Annotated in this window: 14 protein-coding genes; 9 read left to right on the plus strand and 5 right to left on the minus strand. The window is 73.4% G+C overall.

Features of this window, described 5'->3' with window-relative positions; translation table 11 throughout:
• Positions 1-61: 61 nt before the first annotated feature.
• From AB0J71_RS24910 to AB0J71_RS24925, 4 genes are all read left to right on the plus strand, one after another.
• Positions 62-1,906 carry a hypothetical protein gene (locus AB0J71_RS24910; RefSeq protein WP_352320369.1) on the plus strand — a complete coding sequence of 615 codons (1,845 nt, stop codon included), beginning with the start codon at positions 62-64 and terminating at the stop codon, positions 1,904-1,906.
• 16 nt (positions 1,907-1,922) lie between these two features.
• Positions 1,923-2,555: an anticodon-binding protein gene (locus tag AB0J71_RS24915; RefSeq protein WP_364416266.1), complete on the plus strand. Its 633-nt coding sequence runs from the start codon at positions 1,923-1,925 to the stop codon at positions 2,553-2,555.
• A gap of 163 nt (positions 2,556-2,718) precedes the next feature.
• Positions 2,719-4,059 (plus strand): diaminopimelate decarboxylase, encoded by a 1,341-nt coding sequence (lysA, locus tag AB0J71_RS24920; protein ID WP_364416317.1) that lies wholly within the window; start codon positions 2,719-2,721, stop codon positions 4,057-4,059.
• Positions 4,056-5,345: a homoserine dehydrogenase gene (locus tag AB0J71_RS24925; RefSeq protein ID WP_352320372.1), complete on the plus strand. Its 1,290-nt coding sequence runs from the start codon at positions 4,056-4,058 to the stop codon at positions 5,343-5,345. Before lysA ends, AB0J71_RS24925 begins: the two co-directional genes overlap by 4 nt.
• Positions 5,346-5,361: 16 nt before the next feature.
• On the opposite strand, the gene AB0J71_RS24930 is transcribed toward AB0J71_RS24925, so the two are convergent.
• From AB0J71_RS24930 to AB0J71_RS24945, 4 genes are read right to left on the minus strand one after another with little or no spacing between them, the layout of a single operon-like run.
• Entirely contained in the window at positions 5,362-7,050 is a 1,689-nt protein-coding gene (locus AB0J71_RS24930; RefSeq protein WP_364416268.1) for a glycosyltransferase, read from the minus strand.
• Positions 7,047-9,086, minus strand: coding sequence for a glycosyltransferase family 2 protein (locus tag AB0J71_RS24935; RefSeq protein ID WP_364416270.1), 2,040 nt, complete (start codon positions 9,084-9,086; stop codon positions 7,047-7,049). Before AB0J71_RS24935 ends, AB0J71_RS24930 begins: the two co-directional genes overlap by 4 nt.
• Positions 9,083-10,579 carry a glycosyltransferase family 2 protein gene (locus AB0J71_RS24940; protein ID WP_364416272.1) on the minus strand — a complete coding sequence of 499 codons (1,497 nt, stop codon included), beginning with the start codon at positions 10,577-10,579 and terminating at the stop codon, positions 9,083-9,085. Before AB0J71_RS24940 ends, AB0J71_RS24935 begins: the two co-directional genes overlap by 4 nt.
• Positions 10,576-11,013, minus strand: coding sequence for a hypothetical protein (locus AB0J71_RS24945; protein WP_352320379.1), 438 nt, complete (start codon positions 11,011-11,013; stop codon positions 10,576-10,578). Before AB0J71_RS24945 ends, AB0J71_RS24940 begins: the two co-directional genes overlap by 4 nt.
• 236 nt (positions 11,014-11,249) lie before the next feature.
• Between AB0J71_RS24945 and AB0J71_RS24950 the strand changes: the two genes are divergently transcribed.
• A complete protein-coding gene (locus AB0J71_RS24950) occupies positions 11,250-12,320 on the plus strand; it encodes a family 2 glycosyl transferase (RefSeq protein WP_364416274.1) in 1,071 nt (356 codons plus the stop codon).
• Entirely contained in the window at positions 12,317-13,984 is a 1,668-nt protein-coding gene (locus tag AB0J71_RS24955; RefSeq protein WP_364416276.1) for a glycosyltransferase, read from the plus strand. The genes AB0J71_RS24950 and AB0J71_RS24955 overlap by 4 nt, the downstream gene beginning before the upstream one ends.
• 20 nt (positions 13,985-14,004) lie before the next feature.
• Here AB0J71_RS24955 and AB0J71_RS24960 read toward each other — a convergent pair whose 3' ends face one another.
• A complete protein-coding gene (locus AB0J71_RS24960; RefSeq protein WP_352320384.1) occupies positions 14,005-15,393 on the minus strand; it encodes a glycosyltransferase in 1,389 nt (462 codons plus the stop codon).
• A gap of 248 nt (positions 15,394-15,641) precedes the next feature.
• Between AB0J71_RS24960 and thrC the strand changes: the two genes are divergently transcribed.
• The 3 genes from thrC to rho all read left to right on the plus strand — a co-directional run bounded on the left by thrC (position 15,642) and on the right by rho (position 20,108).
• On the plus strand, positions 15,642-16,700 hold the full coding sequence (thrC, locus tag AB0J71_RS24965; RefSeq protein WP_352320386.1) for a threonine synthase: 1,059 nt from the start codon (positions 15,642-15,644) through the stop codon (positions 16,698-16,700).
• Between the two features lie 44 nt (positions 16,701-16,744).
• On the plus strand, positions 16,745-17,650 hold the full coding sequence (thrB, locus tag AB0J71_RS24970; protein ID WP_352320388.1) for a homoserine kinase: 906 nt from the start codon (positions 16,745-16,747) through the stop codon (positions 17,648-17,650).
• A gap of 454 nt (positions 17,651-18,104) precedes the next feature.
• On the plus strand, positions 18,105-20,108 hold the full coding sequence (gene rho / locus AB0J71_RS24975; RefSeq protein WP_364416277.1) for a transcription termination factor Rho: 2,004 nt from the start codon (positions 18,105-18,107) through the stop codon (positions 20,106-20,108).
• Positions 20,109-20,156 lie beyond the last annotated feature (48 nt).

The raw sequence follows: 20,156 nt of genomic DNA on the forward strand, positions 1-20,156 counted from the left end.
CCCTTCGAGACGCTTCCTGCAAAAGAGTATCCTTTGCCGGGCTAAGAGAGCGGAGGTCCGGTTGTCTACCGAGCTGGAGAGCACGCGTCGGGCGTTGCGGGATGCTGTCGCGCAGGCCGAGCGCGCGGCCGAACTGGCCAGGCTGCTGGACGCCGCGCAGTCCAGGCTGGCGGCCGCCGAGCAGAGCGCCGAGGAGGCCAGGAAACTGGCCGAGCAGCTGAGCGAGACCGAGGAGCGGCTGGAGGCCGAGCGGGCCGCGGCCGACCGGCTGCGCAAGGAGCTGGCCGAGCAGCGCTTCCAGGCCGAAGTCGCCAACTGGAAGCTGTCCTCGATCAAGGTCGCCCGCTGGAACCGGCTCGGCGACGCCATCAAGAGCGGCAAGAACAACCCGATGCGCCTGGCCAAGGGGCTCAGGGGCGCGGCCAGGCCGGTCAAGCGGCCCAGCGCGCCCAAGCGCCGGCCGGTGGCCGTCCAGGGGGCCAAGGAGGCGCGTCCGGGGGCGTCGTTCCAGGCCACCAGCACGACCAGGACGCTGGGCGGGGCGTCGTTCAAGCTCAAGCCGTACCGGATTCCCACCGGGCCCAACACCCGGCCGCACCTGACCGCCGCCGTCGTCGCCGATCCGCACGTCGAGGCGCTGCTGCGCTACGAGTGGCGGCAGACGACCGGGTTCACGCCGCGCGACTTCGCCCGCGTGCTGCCGCTGGAGGTGCCCCACCTGCTCGTGGTGGAGTCCGTCACGCAGGGGCCCTGGCTGGAGGAGCTGACCGGCGAGCCGGGCGAGGGGCTCAGGGCGCTGCTGGCCTGGTGCGCCGAGCGCGGCATCCGCACCGTCTTCTGGCACACCCAGGGCGACGTGGCCGACTACGCCGCCGCGGCCGAGCTGTTCGAGCACCGCTTCACCGCCGACACCACGGTCCCGTGGCCGCGCCTGCACTTCGGCGTGCAGCCCCGGGTGCACAACCCGCTGCCGCTGGCCGGCGGACGGGTCGACCGGGTGCTCACGCTCGACCAGCTCCTGCCGCCGCACCTGGCCTATCCCGACGCGCTCACCTCCTACCGCTGGCCGGCCGCGGCCGACTGCCCGCCGGGAACGCCGCAGTGGCGGCTGGCCGAGATCGCCGCCTGCGGCACGCCGATCGGCACCGAGCCGGACTCGCGGCGGGCGCACGTGGCGCTGCGCCGGGCCTACGACACGGGGACGATGACCGAGCGCGTGGACGAGCTGCTGGAGGCCATCGGCCTGCCCAGCGCCCGCGCCACTCTCGACACCTCCGTGCTGCTGCCGATCCTCGACCCGTCGCGCATGGAGCACGCGCTGGCCCAGGTGGCCAGGCAGTCCGGCGTGGCCCAGGTGATCGTCATCGGGCCGCCCGAGGCCGAGCTGCGCGCCCGCGACGTGCTGACCGACGCCGAGGTGCTGTACCGGCGGCCCCACCCGGCCATGAGCGAGGGCGCGATGCTGGCCAAGGGCCTCGACCTGTGCGAGGCCGACCTGGTCGCGGTCATGGACCCGCGCGACGTCTACGGCCCGCACTACCTGTCCGACCTGCGCCGGGCCTTCCTGTTCAGCACGGCCGACATCGTCGGCAAGGCCGCCTTCTACGCCCACCTGCGCAAGCCCCAGGCGACCCTGCTCAAGCAGCCCGAGGCCGAGTACTCCTACCTCCCCGAGATCGCCGGGGCCACCCTGCTCGCCCGCAGGAACGCCCTGCGCGAGGTGGGCTTCGCCGACCTCACCGAGGGCTGGGACGAGGTCATGATGCGCCAGTGCCGCACCGACGGCGTCAAGGTGTTCTCCGCCGACCGGTTCGGCTACGTGCGGGTGCGCGACGAGGACCGCTGGCTGCTCGGCGCGGCCCACCTGGTCGAGTACGGCTCCGCGGAGCCGCACGCGCTGATCTGACGCCTACGCTGAGTCGATGACCGACCTGCTCGCCCAGTCGCTGGAGGAGGTGCTGGGGGAGCCGCCGGCGCCCGAAGGCACCTGGGAGCGCGAGGCCGTCTACGTGTCGGCCGCCGCGCTGCGCCGCCGCGTCCCGCCGGACGAGCTGGCCGCGGGGGTGCGGGCGCTCGACGGGGTGGCCGAGGCGCGGGCGCGGCCGAACGGCTTCCTGCGCATCGTCGTGGACGTGCCGGGACGGCTGGTCGAGTCCCTGGACCCGCCCGTCCTGCCCGAACCCGGCTGGCCCGACTTCCCGCGCACGTGGGACAACCCCGGCTTCGTCGTCCGGTACGCCCGCGCCCGCGCCTGCGCGGTGCGGCGGTGGGCCGGGGAGCTGGGGGTGCCGCTCACCGGCTTCCGGCCCGAGCTGCTCGACGGCCCCCACGACCGCCGGGTGCTGCGGGTGCTGGCCGAGCTGCCCGGACGCGCCGTCAGCCGCGACCCCGGCTGGGACGCCTTCTCCGTCCGGCTGGCGCTGGCCTACCACGACGCCCACGAGCACGCCCCCGCCGTCCCGATGGGGGACGAGCCGGTCCGGCCGGTGCACACGGCGCGGGTGCGGCTGGCGGAGGCCGTCCGGGGGGTACTGGTTGGGCCGGAAAGATTGTGATGGATCGTAAAATATCCGGCTAAAGCGCGAAAAATCGTGAAAATGTTGCTTGTTGACCTTGATCGCGTCTCGATACGTGGGCAGCGGTCCTGGGAGGGGCGGCGGTTCCGATAGCCTCGATCGGGTGAGCTTCGTCCATCCAGCCGGGGACCGGCACGCCGAGATGCTGCCCCACGAGCGCCCGCCGATGGCGCCCGCCGACCTCAACCGGATCGACCCCGCGATCTGGCCCCGAACGTCGACCCGGACCGACGGCACGCTCACGGTCGGCGGCGTCGACGTGCGCGACCTGGCCCGCGAGTTCGGCACGCCGCTCTACGTCCTCGACGAGGCCGACGTACGCTCACGCATGCGCGACTACGCCACGGCCTTCCAGGGCTCGGACGTCCACTACGCGGGCAAGGCGTTCCTGTGCAAGGAGATCGTGCGCTGGCTGGCCGAGGAGGGCCTCGGGCTCGACGTCGCCAGCGGCGGCGAGCTGGCGGTGGCGCTCAGCGTCGGCTTCCCGCCCGAGCGCATCACCCTCCACGGCAACAACAAGTCCAAGGCCGAGCTGACCCGCGCCCTCGAGTGCGGCGTCGGGCACATCGTGGTCGACTCCTACGAGGAGATCGCCCGCCTCGGCTACCTCGCCGAGCAGCTCGGCAAGCGGCCCAAGGTGATGATCCGGGTGACCACCGGGGTCGAGGCCCACACCCACGAGTTCATCGCCACGGCCCACGACGACCAGAAGTTCGGCCTGTCGCTCAACACCGGCGCCGCCGCCGAGGCCGTGCGCCGCATTCTCGCGCTGCCGCAGCTCGACCTGGTCGGCCTCCACTCCCACATCGGGTCGCAGATCGTCGACACCGCCGGCTTCGAGGTGGCCGCGCGACGGCTGGCCACGCTGCTGGTGCAGATCAAGGACGAGCACGGCGTCGTCCTGCCCGAGCTCGACCTCGGCGGCGGCTACGGCATCGCCTACGTCGAGGGCGACGAGGCCCCCGACATCAAGGAGCTGGCCGACGGCCTGCGCGAGATCGTCACCAAGGTCTGCGCCGACGCCGGCCTGCCGGTGCCGCGCCTGACCGTCGAGCCGGGCCGCACCATCGTGGGCCCGGGCGGCATCACCCTCTACGAGGTCGGCACGGTCAAGGACGTCGAGGGGCTGCGCACGTACGTCAGCGTCGACGGCGGCATGAGCGACAACGTCCGCACCGCCCTCTACGGCGCCGAGTACACCGCCGCCCTGGTGAGCCGCGCCAGCGACGCCGCGCCCATGCTCAGCCGCCTGGTCGGCAAGCACTGCGAGAGCGGCGACATCCTGGTGCGCGACTGCCACCTGCCCGCCGACCTGGCGCCCGGCGACCTGGTCGCCGTGGCCGCGACCGGCGCCTACTGCCGCTCGCTGGCCAGCAACTACAACTACCTGCCCAGGCCCGCCGTGGTCGCCGTCGCCGACGGCGCGGCCCGGGTGATCGTGGCGGGCGAGACCGAGGACGACCTGTTGAGGGGGCAGCTGTGAAACCGCTGAAAGTGGCTCTGCTGGGCTGCGGCGTCGTCGGCTCGCAGGTCATCAGGCTCCTGCACGAGCAGGCCGACGACCTGGCCGCGCGCATCGGCGCCCCGCTGGAGCTGGCCGGCGTGGCCGTGCGCAGGCTCGGGCGCAAGCGCGACATCGAGGTCGACCCGGCGCTGCTGACCACCGACGCCGAGTCCCTGGTCACCCGCGACGACATCGACATCGTCGTCGAGGTGATCGGCGGCATCGAGCCGGCCCGCACGCTCATCGTGGCCGCCCTCGAACGCGGCAAGTCGGTCGTCACCGCCAACAAGGCCCTGCTGGCCGAGGACGGCTCGGCCCTGCACGAGGCGGCCCGCCGGGGCGGCGGCGACCTCTACTTCGAGGCCAGCGTCGCCGGCGCGATCCCGCTGCTGCGCCCGCTGCGCGAGTCGCTGGCCGGCGACCACGTCAAGCGCGTGCTCGGCATCGTCAACGGCACCACCAACTACATCCTCGACAAGATGGACAGCACGGGCGCGTCCTTCACCGACGCCCTGGAGGAGGCCCAGACGCTCGGCTACGCCGAGGCCGACCCGACGGCCGACGTCGAGGGCTTCGACGCCGCCGCCAAGGCCGCGATCCTGGCCGGCCTGGCCTTCCACAGCCGGGTCACCGCCGACAAGGTGCACCGCGAGGGCATCACCGAGATCACCGCGACCGACGTCGCCTCCGCCAAGGCCATGGGCTACGTCATCAAGCTGCTGGCCATCTGCCAGCGCTCCGACGACGGCCGTTCGTTCGGCGTGCGGGTGCACCCGGCGATGATCCCGCGCACCCACCCGCTCGCCGGGGTGCGCGAGGCGTACAACGCGGTGTTCGTGGAGGCCGAGTCGGCCGGACAGCTCATGTTCTACGGCAAGGGCGCCGGCGGCGCGCCGACGGCCTCGGCCGTGCTCGGCGACCTCGTGGCCGTCGGCCGCAACCGGCTGGCCGGCACCCACGGGCCCGAGGAGTCCACCTACGCCGACCTGGCCGTCCACCCGATGGGCGACACGGTGACGCGCTGCCACGTGGCGCTCGACGTGGCCGACAAGCCCGGCGTGCTGGCGCGGGTGGCCGACCTGTTCGCCAAGCACGACGTGTCCATCCAGACCGTCCGCCAGGAGGGGCACGGCGACGACGCCCAGCTCGTCATCGTCAGCCACCGCGCCACCGACGCGGCCCTCACGGCGACCATGGAGGGGCTGCGCGAGCTCGACATCGTCCGCGCGGTCGCCGGCGTGATGCGCGTGGAGGGCGACGACTGACAGCCGCCCCGCCCGGTCAGTGGGCGGGGAAGGCCAGGTCGCGGACGCGGCGGACGGCGCGTTTCAGGACCGTGCGGTCCTGTTCGCGGGCCAGGCGCACCGCCTCGCGCCGCCAGCTCTCGGCCTTCTCCCGCCAGCGGGAGGCGTCCCTGCCGTTCTTGGCGGCCTCCCGGCGCAGCTGGGCGAGCTCGGCGCGCAGGGCGGCGACGCGCTTGCGGTGGAGGGCCAGGTCCTTCTCGTGGCGGGCGGTGAGCAGGGCGAGCTCCGCGACCGGCGGCCTGCGCGGCGGGTAGACGTCGGGGCGGCGGCGCAGGCCCCACGACGCGCCGTCCGCCCATTCCAGGCCGTACAGGGCGTCGATCAGGTCGTCCGGGTGGTCGCCGGGGGCGGCGACCAGGGCGGCTCTGGACAGGGCGGCCGTACGGTCGAGGCGGGCGGCGACCACGCCCTGCGGGGTCTCGTCCAGGGCCAGGCACAGGCTGCCGAGGTCGTGCTCGTCCAGGTGGGCGATCAGGCGTTCGAGCGTGCCGGGGGAGAGGGTCCAGCCGGGCGGCACGGTCAGGCGGAAGGGGGCCGTCGTGCCGGCGGGCGGCCCGGGAGGCGGCTCGGCGGCCAGGCGGACCCGCGGGTCGTGCTGGAAGGTGGCCTTGAGCAGGCGAAGGTCCAGGTCGGGGTCGCGCAGGGGCGAGCGGCGTCCGGTGGGCAGCGCGGTCCAGGGGCCCGTGAGGGTGAGGCGCACGTCGGGGATGGAGGAGGCGAGCACGGCGTCCGCGGTGGCGCGGGTGTCCTCGTAGCCGTCCGCCGCCACCACCGCCTCCACGTACGGCACCAGCCACTGCCGCCCCGGATCCGTACGCAGGTACCGCCGGTAGGGAACCCGGTCGGCCACGTACGGGTCGTTGTACCGCTTCAACTCCGCGACGTCGCGCATCGCGGTCGGCAGGCCGACGTGCCAGGCCCGCGCCTGCGGGTCCGGGACGAACACCGCCCCCGCCTGCACGAGCCGGTACCCCAGCTCGGTGTCCTCGGCCAGCACCAGCGAGGTGTCCAGGCCGCCGATCGAGCGCAGCAGCGCCGCCGGGTACGACGCCGTGGCCCCCACGTGCACGCGGGCGGCCGTCGCGCCGGACGCCGTGCGCAGGCCGTCGTGATCGTGGATGATCTTCTCGGCCCAGTCGTGCCGGTGCGGCGACAGGGGGAACAGGTCGTCCTCGGCGCCCGCGTCCAGGGCCCGGACGACCTGCTCCGGCGTGGGCGGCTCGCCGGCCGAGGTGAAGTCGATCCAGCCGAGCACCACCACGTACGGGGCCAGGTGGTGCCACCGGAGCTGGGCCTCGACGTGCCGCCGGTGCGGGACCATGTCGGCGTCCAGCACGAGGACGACGTCGCCGGCGGCGGCGTCCAGGCCCGCCTGCACGGCCCAGGCGCGCCCCCAGCCGCCGGGAGGGCTGGAGATCAGCTTGGTGCCGCCGGGGGCGAGGCCGGGCAGGCGGATGGGGGTGGCGCTGCCGTCGTCCACCACGATCACGTCGAGCAGGTGCGCCGGGTAGCTCTGCGCGGACAGGGCGGCGAGCGTCAGGTCCAGGGTCTCCTGGCGGTCGTGCGCCGGGATGACGACCGTGACGGCGAGCTCCGGCTCCCAGGCCCCCAGCTCGGGCGGGTCGAGGACGCCGAAGTCGTTGCCACGGATGCGCGGGACGGTCATGGGCGGCTGCTCCCCTCCAGCTCCATCAGGGCGTTCGGGCGGAACCCACGCCACTGGCGCCGGTTGCGGCGCAGGAACGTGCCGATCGGCTCCTGCCAGGTGTGGGCGGCGGCCGGGCCGCGGCGCAGGATGTAGCCCAGGCCGTGGGTGCGGTAGATCTGGCCGCCCGCCGCCTGGAGGGCCTCCTGGAACTGGGTGTCCACCGAGCGGCGCAGCGGCCGGAAGCCGCCCACGGCCTGGAACGCCGACCGTTCCACCAGGATCGTGCCGCCCGCCACGAAGCTGGTGATCTGCTCGGTGACCTGGCTGCGGTGCACGGTGACGTCGATCGAGGCCAGGTAGACGAACTCGGGCACCGTGCCGACCACCTGCGCCCCCGAGTAGGCGTGGGCGAGCAGCAGGTCGGCCAGGAAGTCGGGGCCGTACCAGTCGTCGTCGTCCATCTTGAGCAGGAACGAGCCGGAGGCCCTGGCGGCGGCCTCGTTCAGCACCTCGCCGAAGACGGCCGCGGGGTCGGCCTCGTACACGGTCAGCGGGCCGGCGAAGGCGGCCAGGGCGGCGGCGACGTCGGGGTGCTCCCGGGGGACGCCGTGCAGCGCGAGCACCACTTCGAGCTGCGCGTCGCGCTGGCGGGCGATCTGCCGCAGGGCGAACGGCACCATCTCGGCGCGCCGGGTGGCCAGCAGGACGGAGGTGAGCGGGGGAGCGGGGGCGGGCGCGCCGAGCTGCTCCCACCGCGCCGCCACGCCGTGGGTGCGCAGGGCGGCCCGGCGCAGCCGGATGCTGTGCTCCTCGCGTCGCAGCTCGTCGGACAGGTCGGGGGCGGCGGGCAGCAGCGCGACCAGCTCGTCCCCGAGAGCGCCCGCCCAGCGCGGCACGGCCCCGGTGACCAGCGGCACCCCGGCGGCGGCCAGCCCGGCCAGCACCCGCACGGCCGCCAGCGGGCCGCTGTGCGGATGTTGCCAGCTCACGTCGACGCCGCGGATCTGCCGGAGCCTGGCCACGTCGGCGTCGGTGACCCCGCCCGACTCGGCGAACGTCGTCACGACCTTGCCGTCGAGCAGCACCGACCAGCGGCCGTCGCGCTCGGCCAGCGCGGCCATGCCCCGGGACGGCGTGGTCACGAACCCCTGGGGGTTCACCAGGCGCTCGTCCACGGGCGGGACCATCGACGGCTCGCCGAGCACGTCGGGATCGGCCAGCGGCGACCCCGCCCCGCCGGGACGCCGGATGCTCTCCCAGCTCGCCGCGACGATCGTGGGCCGCTCGACGGGCGCCTGATCCCCGGCCCAGCCGATCCCGCCGGGCTCGGCGGACCCGCCCGGCGTGGGGGCCGGGGGCGCGTCCGGGACCCGGCTGTCGCCCGGCGGGCGCAGGGCGTCGCCGGGCAGGCCGCGCAGGGCGACGTCGCCCAGCGTGCGGAGCACGACGTCGCTGCCGGGGGCGCCGACGCGTTCGGGGACCGGGCCGCTCACCTCGGCGGGCGTGGCGTTCGGGTCGCCGGGACGCCAGTCGGCCGAGCCGATCCCGGCGATGCCGGCGGCGGGCGCGGCGATCACGTCCAGGCGGTGACCGGCGAAGGCGCGGGCGGTGGCCGTCACCGTACGGCCGGCGGGCGTCGCGGCCGAGAAACGGGCGTCCACCACCCACACCCGGCTCCTGGGCTGGTAGACCCGCAGGTCGGTCAGCGAGCGCCAGCGGTGGGCGGGGGTCGGCGTGGGCACCGGCGCGGGGTGCGAGGCGGGGGCGTCGAGCACGCACACCACCACCCGCCCGGCCAGCGGGAGCAGCTTGTGCAGGGTCGCCACCCTGCGCAGGTCGGCGGGCGTCCTGGCGAGCACGAGGACGTGGTCGGCCGACTCCGGCTCGGCGGGCGGCTCCAGCAGGTCCCGGTCCAGGTCCACGGCGCCGGCGGGCAGCCCGGCGCGGCCCTCGCCGCCGTCCACGAACGTGTGGCCCTCGATGCCGGCCAGGAACACGCGGGCGTCCGGCAGCTCGGCCAGCAGCGCGGTGACCGTCCGCCGCTCTGCGCTCACCCGGCGCTCCGCAGGTGCCGGATCAGGGAGCTCAGCGGCCCGGGAGCGGGGTCCTCCTCGTCCTGCGCGCGGGACAGGCGCTCGACCTCGGCGGAGAGCCGGTCGACCTGGGCCCGCAGCTCCTTGGTCTCCGCCAGCCGCCGGGCCGCCAGCGCACGCCACTTGGCCGGGTCGCCGGCCAGCGGCGGCGGCTCCGCGGCGGTGCCGAAGCCGTGCTCGCCGCCCTCGACCCACAGGACGCCGAACAGCTCGTCCACCAGGTCGTCGGTGGGGCCGTCGAAGCGTGCGGCGCGGGCGAAGGCGGCCGTGCGCTCCAGCCGGGCGGCCACGACGCCGTCCGCGTTCTCGGCCAGGGCGACGCAGAGCAGGCCGAGCACGTCCTTGTCGGCCAGTCGCACGAGCCCGGCCAGGGTGTCGGCCCCGAGGACCCATCCGGGGGGCAGCCGCAGCAGGAACGGGGTGGGGGCGGCGCTGACCGGTTCGCTTTCCGCGAACGTGACGCGCGGCTCGTGGGCGTACAGGTTGTGCAGCAGCCGCAGGTCCAGCAGCGGGTCGTCGAGGCTGGACCGGCGCTCGCCGGTCAGCCGGCCCCAGGGGCCGACGACGGTGACCGCGGCGTCGGGCAGCGTGCCCGCCAGCGCCGCGTCCACGCTCGCCCGGGTCTCCTCGTACGTGGTCGCGCGCACCACGACCCGCACGTACGGCACCCGCCAGTGACGCCGGGGATGGCCGCGCAGCCAGCGCAGATCCGGCACGAGATCGCCCAGGAAGGACCAGTTGTGCCGGTGCACCTCCTTCTCCCGCAGCATCACCGTGGACGGCCCGACGTGCCACGCCCTGGCCTGCGGATCGGGTACGAACACCGCCCCCGCCTGGGCCAGCCGGTAGCCCAGCTCGGTGTCCTCGGCCATGTTGAGCGAGGCGTCCACGCCGCCGGCCGCGCGCAGCAGCTCGGCGCGCACCGACGTGGAGGCCCCCGTGTGCAGCAGGTACGCGCTCGTCCCCGCGTCCTTCAGCATCCGGGTCGACTCCAGGGTCCTGCGCGTGTACTCCGGTTGCGTGCCCTCCTCGCCCGGGGCCGTCACGAACCGGATGTCGCCGATCACCACCGCGTGGTCGAGCAGGTGGTGCCAGCGCATGTGCGCCTCAAGGTGGTCGGGGGCCAGGATCATGTCGGAGTCCAGCCAGTGGATCACCTCGCCGGTGGCGGCCAGCTGCCCGGTCTGCCGGGCCGCGCCGCGTCCCCAGCCGCCGGTCACCCGTACGACGCGGGCCCCCGGCAGCTCGACCGGCGGCGTGCTGCCGTCGTCGGCGACCACGATCTCGACGAGTTCGGCCGGGTAGGTCTGCGCGGCCAGCGCGGACGCCGTGCGCTCCAGCGCCTCCTGGCAGTCGTAGGCCGGGATGACCACGGACACGCGCAGCTCGGGCGTCCAGTCCCCGATCGCGGGCGGGCGCAGCACCCCGTAGTCGTTGTGCCGGACGCGGGTCATGCCAGGCCCTTGGCCAGCGCGCGAACCTCCTCGCGCAGCTCTTCGACCTCCCGGGCCCTGGTCATGGCGTTCACGCGGTCCTCGCCGAGCGAGGCGAGGATCGCCCCGATGTCGTCGGCCCGCCGCGCGGCCGACTCCTCGACCGCCTGGACCAGCAGCTCCAGCCGGGATTCGAGGTTCTTGACCGCGGTCGTCGCACGGGCGAGCTCGGCCTCGTGCTTCTTCATGCGCAGGTCGATCCGGTGTGCCTTGCCGTCCACGCGGCGGACGGTGAGCAGCAGCAGGGCGAGGGCGGCCAGCGTGACCGCGAACGCCGCGACGGCCGCCGCCGCGCCGAGGGTGAGCAGGCCGGCCAGGACGAGGAGGGTGAGCACCCCGGCGGCCACGACTGAGAGAAGTGCGGCGGCCGCTGCCAGTCGGCGGGGCGAGAGCATCCGCGCAAACCTTTCATAGTCACGACGAGTCGGGCATAGGAGGATGGGCGGGATATTTGCCACCCTAATAAAACCTGACCACTACCGTGCCATAAGTTCCTGGAGGAAAACTGGGAACCGCCGCCTCGGGACCCGTGCCGCCCGCCATGCGATACCTGCCTGTCTGTCTACTGACGTGTAAAAACGGGCGTAAGGTAGGCGCCGATCCAGTCCCGTCCGGTCGAGGAGCATCGTCCATGTCCGTCACCCCCTGCGGCTTCACGCGTACGCCGGGCAAGGGGTTCGCCCGGCTGCACTGGGCGGACGGATGGCAGGTGGACGGCGGGCCGCCCGACGTGCCCGAGCTGCGTCCCCGGCGCGGGCTGGAGATCGACTGGCCCGCCGCGCCGGTGCCGCTCGACGGCCTGACCGAGCTGGCCGGCGCCGGGATCCCGCTGACCGCCCAGGACGCCCCCGCTTGGGTGCCGGGCGACCTGGCCGCGCTGCTCACCGACCGCGACTGGCTCGCCGAGCCCGCCGACGGCACCGGGCGCTCCCTGGCCGACCTGCGGCGCGAGGAGCACAGCGTACGGCTGCGGCGGCTGGTCCACCGGCCCCCTCGCGCGACGGTCAGCATCGTCATGTCGACCAAGCGGCCCGCCCTGGTCGGCGCGGCGCTGGCGCAGATGGAGCGGCAGCGGGGCGTCGAGGCCGAGGTCCTGCTCGGGTTGCACGGGGTGGCGTTCGAGCAGGTACGCGCGGCCGTCGAGGCGTGCTCGCTGCCCGTCAGGTGGGTCGAGGCGGACCGGACGGTGCCGTTCGGCGAGGTGCTGAACCGGGCCGCCGCCCTGGCCTCGGGCGACTACCTCGCCAAGTGGGACGACGACGACTGGTACGGCCCCTGCCACCTGTCCGACCTGCTCATGGCCCGCTCGTACGCGGGGGCCGACGTGGTGGGCACGACGGCCGAGTTCTTCTACCTGGAGCCGTTGCGCGCCACGATCCGGCGGACGACGTTCGCGAGCGGAGCGGCGTACCCTAGCGAGGTTTGGGCGGATCACGTAGCTGGAGGCACAATTTTGCTCCAAAGCGCGAAATTTCGGGAAATTGGAGGGTTTCCTGCGCTCCCGCGTGCGGTCGATCTGGAGTTCCTGAAAGCGGCGCAAAAGATCGGCGCGCGCACCTATCGCACGCACGGCCTCGGCTACGTCCTGCGCAGGGGTCTCACCGAGGAGCACACCTGGCAGCTGCCCCTGGCCCATTTCGTCAGGATCGCCACGAACCAATGGCACGGCTTCCGGCCGAGCCTGCTGATGGAAGCCGCATGAACAACGGCCAGAAGCCGCCGGTGCGCGGCAACGACTATCGCGTGCTGCGGCCCGGCGAGGGCCTCACCCCGTCGCTCACGGTCAGCGTGATCATCCCGGCCTACGGCGGCCAGGACAAGCTGGACCTGGTGCTGGCCGGCCTCGCCCGCCAGACCTACCCGGCCGCCCTCACCGAGGTCATCGTCGTGGACAACGGCAGCCTGCCGCCCCTGCGGCTGCCCGCCGTCCGCCCCGAGGGCACCCGCCTGATCGTCTGCGACCGGCCCGGCCGCGCCAACGCCCGCAACGCCGGCCTGGCCGAGGCCACCGGCGACGTGATCCACTGGCTCGACTCCGACGTCGTCCTCACCCCGGGCGCGATCGAGGCCCACATGCGCTGGCACCACACGGCCCCCTACCTGGTCGTGACCGGCTACATCAGGTTCACCGACGCCGAGCTGCCCGCCGAGCTGCCCGCCGACCTGGAGGAGCACTTCGAGCCCGCCGAGCCGCACACCTGGATCGTCGACCTCGTCGAACGCACCGACGGCCTCACCGCCAACCCCCAGCGTCCCTTCAGCCTGCACGTCGGCGGCGCGACCTCGGTCGGCGCCCGCCTGATCGAGGCCGCCGGCCCCATGGACGACGAGCTGATCCTCGGCCAGGACACCGAGATGGGCTACCGGCTGGGCCAGGCGGGCGCGGTGTTCGTGCCCGAGCCGCGCGCCCGCGCCTACCATCTGGGCCCGACCATGCGCATGCGCGACAAGGAGTCCATCGACCGGGTGAGCCACGCGTTCGTGGCCGACCGCATCCCGGCGTACCGGTGGTTGCGCTCCCATCCGTCCCGCCAGTGGAAGATCCCGTACGTCACCGCCGTCGTGGACGGCACGGCCGGCTACGACAGCGTGCGCGCGACGGTCGACGCCCTGCTCGCCGGGACCGTTCCCGACCTGTCGGTGCTCCTGCTCGGCCCCTGGGACGACCTGGAGCGCGAGCACCGCTCCCCGCTCAAGGACCCCGCCCTCGACCTGGCCCTCGTCCACGGCCACTACCTGCACGAAGGACGGGTGCGCCTGGCCACGGCCGAGGAGGTGGACCCGGCCACGCCGTTCGTGCTGCGCCTGCCGCCCGGCTGGATCCCCGGCGAGGACACCCTCGCCCGCCTGCTCGACCTGGCCCGCGACGAGGGCCTCGGCCTGGTCGCCGTGCTGCTGCGGGAGTCGTCGCAGGGTGTCGTGGCGGCCCGCCTGGAACGCTGCTCGGCCTTCGCCAGGGCCCGCATGGTGGCCGCCGACCACCCCGGTGAGCACGGTGAGCACGGTGAGCCCGGCGACCTCGACGACGTGGTGGACGCCGTGTCCGGCGTGTCCTGGGTCGAGGGGGAGACCTACGGGTTCACCACGGAGGCGGCGCCGCTGATCGGGCGGCGCGGGGCGTACCGGGCGCGGCTGGAGGCCCAGGCCGAGACCGAGCGGCTGGCGGCGGAGGCCGACCGCTTGCGCGCCCAGGTGACCAAGTGGCGGGACGAGGCCACCCGGTGGCGCAGGACGGCCGTCGAGCTGCGGCGCGACGTGAGCACCCTGCGCCGCCAGCTCGCCGCGGCGAACCGCGCCCAGCAGAGCCTGCGCACCCTGCTGTCGGCCACGATGAAACGGGCGCTGGGCCGCCGTCTGCGCGGCTGACCGCGTCCCGCCGGCGGCGGTCAGTTCGGGCGCAGGGCCGACTTCAGCCGCCTGAACAGGGTGTTGTCGGCGGACTCGGCCGGCACCGCGACCGTGGCGGGGATGGTGACCGGCTCCGGCTGCGGCGGCGCGGGCCAGTAGCGGTCCGGCGGCTCGTGCCGTACGCCGTGCGTGGTGTCGATGACGTCGTCGAGGTCGGCGCCGGGGCCGGCCAGCAGCAGCGCCCGGCCCAGCGCCGAGGTGCGTTCGAGCCGGGCCGTGCGCCCGTCGGGCAGGTCGACGACGAGCACCCCGGCCAGGTCCTTCTGCACCGACTCGACCATGCGCTCCAGCGTCGCCCGGTGCAGCGGCACGTCCACCGGGCCCCGGTAGCGGAACGGCGTGGGCGCGGGCGTGGGTGCGGCCTCGTCGATGAGCCGGATGCGTTCGTCGTGCGCGAACAGGTCGCGCATGAGCCGCAGCTCGAAGCACGGGTCCGACAACACCGCGCGCCGCCCGTCGTCCAGCCGCGACCACGGGCCCACCAGCGTCAGCACGACGTCCTGGAGCTTGCCGTCCAGGGCCGCCGTCACCGCGCGCCGCACCACAGACTCGGAGGTGTCGGTGACGTCCAGCACGATCTCCACGTACGGCACCAGCCACCGCCGCCCGCGGTCCTTGCGCAGGTCCCGGCGGAGCGGGATCCGGTGCGCCAGGTACGGCTCCACCGCCCGCACGGCCCGCTCCCGGTCGCGGTGCTGCGCCGGCAGCCCGAGGTGCACCGCCTGGGCGGCCGGGTCGGGCACGAACACCACGCCGTGCATGGCCAGCCGGTAGGAGAACTCGGTGTCCTCGCCGCGCACCACGGTCGGGTCGAGCCCGCCCACGGCGTCGAAGACCTCGCGGGTCAGGGCGAAGGTCGGCCCGGTGCACACGTGGTACGGATTGCGGCTGCTGCGCAGCCCGTCGGTCTTCTCGATCGTCGCCTCGGTCGAGCTCGACACGGCCCCGGCCAGGTCGAACACCTCGTCCAGGCGCCCGGCGCCGTAGACCTGCCGCGGGGTGACCGGCGGCGCCTCGACGAACTTCTTCATCCCGATCGTGACCAGGTAGTCGGTCACGTGATGCCAGCGGGCCAGGGCTTCGATGTGCTCGCGGCAGGCGACCATGTCGGCGTCCAGCCGCTGGATGATCTCCCCGTCGGCGGCCTTGGCGCCGGTGTTGACCGCGTTGGAGATCCCCCAGCCGTCGCGTACCGGGACGATCCTGGTGTTGACCGGCCGGATCTCCGGCAGCCGGATGGGCGGCGCGCTGCCGTCGTCGACGACCAGGACCTCCATGAGATGGTCCGGGTACGTCTGCGCGGCCAGCGCGGCCAGCGTCAGGTCCAGCTTGTCCTGCCCGCCGTGCGCCGGTATCACCACGCTCACGGACAACCCCGGCGACCAGCCCCCGAGTTCCGGCGGCACTACTGGTGAATAGTCGTTCTGCCTCAAAGCAGGACGCGCGTTCATGGTGACCCCCTGCCGAGACCTTATCGGGAGATGCTGAGAATTTCCTGAATAGTGGCGCTGTCCAACGACCTGTCCACGTACCTGTCCACCCAATGGACTCGGCTCCGCGTCCGCGTCGAGCACCCCGTACACTCGGTGGCCAACACCGCAGGTAGGGAGTCATCATGGGCAGGTCGTGGCGTGGCCTCATCGAGGAGTACCGAGAGCGTCTTCCGGTCACCACGAAGACGCCCGTCGTCACGCTCCTCGAAGGCGGCACCCCGCTCGTCCCGGCGCACCGCGTGTCGGCGCTGACGGGATGCGAGGTCTTTCTCAAGGTCGAGGGCGCGAACCCGACCGGCAGCTTCAAGGACCGTGGCATGACCATGGCCATCAGCAAGGCGGTCGAAGAGGGCGCCAAGGCGGTCATCTGCGCCTCCACCGGCAACACCTCGGCCTCCGCGGCGGCCTACGCCGTACGCGCGGGGCTGACCTGCGCCGTGCTGGTGCCGAAGGGCAAGATCGCGATGGGCAAGCTGGCCCAGGCGCTCGTCCACGGGGCCACGCTGCTGCAGGTCGAGGGGTCGTTCGACGACTGCCTGGAGATGACCCGCAAGCTGTCCTCCAGCTACCCGATCGCGCTGGTCAACTCGGTCAACCCGTTCCGGCTGCAGGGCCAGAAGACTGCGGCGTTCGAGATCGTCGACGCGCTCGGCGACGCCCCCGACATCCACTGCATCCCGGTGGGCAACGCGGGCAACATCTCGGCCTACTGGATGGGCTACCAGGAGTACGCCGACGACGGCGTCTCGACGAAGCGTCCGCGCATGTTCGGCTTCCAGGCCAGCGGCGCCGCGCCGATCGTCGAGGGCGCCCCGGTGACCCACCCGCACACGATCGCCACCGCCATCCGCATCGGCAACCCGGCGTCCTGGGGCCTGGCCACCGCGGCCCGCGACGAGTCCGGCGGCGTCATCCAGGCGGTGACCGACCGGCAGATCGCGGCGGCGTACAAGCTGCTGGCCCAGGAGGAGGGCGTGTTCGTGGAGCTGGCCTCGGCGGCGAGCGTCGCGGGGCTGCTCCAGGCGCATTCCCAGGGGCTCGTGGCGGCCGGGCAGCGCATCGTCTGCACCGTCACCGGCAACGGCCTGAAGGACCCCGACTGGGCCATCTCGGGCGCGCCCGCCCCGGTGGTCATCCCGATCGACGTGCACGCCGCCGCCGCGGCGCTCAACCTCGCCTGAGAGGCGCACGGGCAGTGAGCGAATGACAAGGGAACAGTGAACTGATGACGACGGTGCGAATCCGCGTGCCGGCCACGTCGGCCAACCTCGGGCCGGGCTTCGACGCGCTCGGCCTGGCGCTCACCCTCTACGACGACGTGGAGGCCACGCTCACCGCCGAGCCCGGCGTGCGCGTGAGCGTGGAGGGCGAAGGCGCGGGCGAGGTCGACCTCGGCGAGGGACACCTCGTCGTCCGGGCGATGCGCGAGGCGTACGCCCGCATGGGGGCGCCGCAGCCCGCGGGCATCGACCTGCGCTGCGTCAACCGCATCCCGCACGCCCGCGGCCTGGGCTCGTCCTCGGCCGCCGTCTGCGCCGGCATCCTGGCCGCCCGCGCGCTGAGCGACGGCGGCCTGTCCGACGACGAGGTCTTCGCGCTGGCCACCGAGATGGAGGGCCACCCGGACAACGTCGCTCCGTGCCTGGCCGGGGGCCTGACGGTGGCCTGGACCGACCATGCGGGAGTACCGCGTATGGTGAAGCTGGCCCCCGACGAGAGGGTCCGCCCGGTCGCCGTCGTTCCTTCGACGCGGCTGGCCACGGAGACCGCTCGGGGGCTGTTGCCGAAGGACGTGCCCCACAAGGACGCCTCCTTCAACGCCGGCAGGGCCGCGTTGCTGATCGCCGCGCTGACCTCGCGGCCGGAACCAGAGCTGCTGCTCGCCGCCACCGAAGACCGTCTCCACCAGCCCTATCGCGCGCCTGCCATGCCGGCGAGCGCGCGTCTGGTAGAACGTCTGCGTGCAGTCGGCGTGCCCGCGGTCGTTTCGGGGGCGGGTCCCACGGTTCTTGCGTTTTCGTCACCGGATACGCAGGATTTGATCGCGCCAGAAGTGGGTAATGACTGGCACATCCAGCAAATGGACGTCGACCCGGTTGGTGCGAACGTTCAGTTCCCCGAGACACGCTGATGCCTCTTTAGACCTTCAGGGAATAGCCGTGTGCGCTGGTGATGTTAGGCTGATAGCCGCACCAGATGCCCCCTTGGTGGGTGCGTGCTTGTCAGCCATACATCGCTGCATCATGCTTCACGTCGCGAGGCGTGAGCAGCGCGGCTGTCTCCCCGGAATCCGTTGCCTCCGGTTGGCCCACACCCGGTTGGCCCAACGTGAGGCGGCGACGACGGGGACCTGCGCGTTCGACGCACATCGACATCTGGTTGGCGACAGCAATCTGGGGGGTGTCAGCCACGCGCCACGGTCCTGTGGCGGCCTGGACGAACCCCTCCCCAAGAGTGGCGGCCGTCCGCGACAGCCGAAGATCGCAACGTGCACCCCGACCCGGTCTGTCCCGCCGGGTCGCAAGCACCTCCGGGACGCCCGGCAGAACAAAACCGGCGCCCGACCCCTGGGAAGGACCTTTTAGTTGAGCGACACCACCGAACTCCTCTCCGACGCACCAGGCGCTCAGCCCGCGTCCGGCGACACCCCCACCCGCGCCGCGGCCAAGCCTCGTGCGCGTCGCTCCGGCACCGGCCTGTCCGCCAAGGTGCTGCCCGAGCTGCAGAAGATGGCCGCTGAGCTGGGCATCAGCGGCACCGGGCGCATGCGGAAGAGCCAGCTCATCGCGGCCATCCAGGAGAAGCAGGGTGGCGCTTCCGGAGACGGCGCTCCGGCGGCGGCCGCGGTCGAGGCGGCGCCCGTCCTGACGGAGGCCGCGCCTCCCGTGGCCGAGCGGCCCACCCGTACGCGCAGGGAACGTTCCCGCACCAAGCCCGCCGACGAGGCCGCACCGCAGGCCGCCGAGCCGGTGGCCGCGGCCCCCGAGCCCGTGGCCGCGCCGGCCGAGCCGGCCGTCGAGCAGCAGGCCCAGGTCGTGGACGCCGGTCAGGCCGACACGCGGGGCGAGCGCGAGAGCCGCCGCGAGCGGCGCAGCCGCGGCGAGCGCCGTGAGCGTGGCGAGCGCAGCGACCGCGGCGAGCGCGGTGAGCGTAGCGACCGCGGCGAGCGCGGTGAGCGCGGCGACCGTGCCGACCGCGGTGAGGGCGGCCGTGCCGAGAGCAGCCGCGGCGACCAGCGCGCCACGGACGCCGGCGGCAGGGGCGACCAGCGCGGCGACCAGCGCGGCGACCAGCGCGGTGACCAGCGCGGTGACCAGCGCGGTGACCAGCGCGACCAGCGCGGCGGCGACGACGACGAGCGCGGGCGTGGCCGCAGGGGCCGCTTCAGGGAGCGCAACCGCGGCCGCGGCCGTGACCGCTTCGACAGCACCGAGCCCGTCATCGGCGACGACGACGTGCTCATCCCGATCGCCGGCATCCTCGACATCCTCGACAACTACGCGTTCGTCAGGACCAGCGGCTACCTGCCGGGCAGCAACGACGTCTACGTCTCGCTGGCCCAGATCCGCCGCAACGGCCTGCGCAAGGGCGACGTCATCACCGGCGCGGTGCGCCAGCCGCGCGACGGCGAGCGCCGCGAGAAGTTCAACGCCCTGGTCCGCCTCGACACCGTCAACGGCATGGACCCGGAGCAGGCCCGCAACCGGCCCGACTTCAACAAGCTGACGCCGCTCTACCCGCAGGAGCGCCTGCGCCTGGAGACCGAGCACAACATCCTCACCACGCGGATCATCGACCTGGTCTCGCCGATCGGCAAGGGCCAGCGTGGTCTGATCGTCTCGCCGCCGAAGGCCGGCAAGACGATGGTGCTGCAGGCGATCGCCAACGCGATCACCCGCAACAACCCCGAGTGCCACCTGATGGTCGTGCTCGTGGACGAGCGTCCCGAAGAGGTCACCGACATGCAGCGGTCGGTCAAGGGCGAGGTCATCCACTCGACCTTCGACCGTCCGGCCGAAGACCACACCACGGTCGCCGAGCTGGCCATCGAGCGCGCCAAGCGCCTGGTGGAGCTGGGCCACGACGTGGTCGTCCTGCTCGACTCGATCACGCGTCTCGGCCGCGCCTACAACCTGGCGGCCCCGGCCTCCGGTCGTATCCTGTCGGGTGGTGTCGACTCCACGGCGCTCTACCCGCCGAAGCGCTTCTTCGGCGCCGCGCGCAACATCGAGAACGGCGGCTCCCTGACGATCCTCGCCACGGCCCTGGTCGAGACCGGGTCCAAGATGGACGAGGTCATCTTCGAGGAGTTCAAGGGCACCGGCAACATGGAGCTCAAGCTCAACCGCTCCCTGGCCGACAAGCGCATCTTCCCCGCGGTCGACGTCGACGCGTCCGGCACGCGTAAGGAAGAGATCCTCATGGCCAAGGAGGAGCTGCAGATCGTCTGGAAGCTGCGGCGGGTGCTGCACGCTCTGGACATGCAGCAGGCTCTGGAGCTTCTCCTGGAGAAGATGAAGGAGACCAAGTCCAACGCCGAGTTCCTTCTGCAGGTGCAGAAGACCACGGTGAGCAACGACCGCGACTAGCGGCCACGCGCCTTGAGGGGCGGCGGGGAGGTTCTCCCGCCGCCCCTT

The organism is Nonomuraea sp. NPDC049637, from assembly GCF_040675235.1.
Classification (GTDB): Bacteria; Actinomycetota; Actinomycetes; order Streptosporangiales; family Streptosporangiaceae; genus Nonomuraea.

Excerpts from the sequence above, each read along its gene's own strand:
- lysA (WP_364416317.1), top strand. The coding sequence starts at position 2,719 with ATGCTGCCCCACGAGCGCCCGCCGATGGCGCCCGCCGACCTCAACCGG.
- AB0J71_RS24950 (WP_364416274.1), top strand. The coding sequence starts at position 11,250 with ATGTCCGTCACCCCCTGCGGCTTCACGCGTACGCCGGGCAAGGGGTTC.
- AB0J71_RS24955 (WP_364416276.1), top strand. The coding sequence starts at position 12,317 with ATGAACAACGGCCAGAAGCCGCCGGTGCGCGGCAACGACTATCGCGTG.
- AB0J71_RS24930 (WP_364416268.1), bottom strand. The coding sequence starts at position 7,050 with ATGACCGTCCCGCGCATCCGTGGCAACGACTTCGGCGTCCTCGACCCG.
- thrB (WP_352320388.1), top strand. The coding sequence starts at position 16,745 with ATGACGACGGTGCGAATCCGCGTGCCGGCCACGTCGGCCAACCTCGGG.
- AB0J71_RS24945 (WP_352320379.1), bottom strand. The coding sequence starts at position 11,013 with ATGCTCTCGCCCCGCCGACTGGCAGCGGCCGCCGCACTTCTCTCAGTC.
- AB0J71_RS24915 (WP_364416266.1), top strand. The coding sequence starts at position 1,923 with ATGACCGACCTGCTCGCCCAGTCGCTGGAGGAGGTGCTGGGGGAGCCG.
- thrC (WP_352320386.1), top strand. The coding sequence starts at position 15,642 with ATGGGCAGGTCGTGGCGTGGCCTCATCGAGGAGTACCGAGAGCGTCTT.
- AB0J71_RS24940 (WP_364416272.1), bottom strand. The coding sequence starts at position 10,579 with ATGACCCGCGTCCGGCACAACGACTACGGGGTGCTGCGCCCGCCCGCG.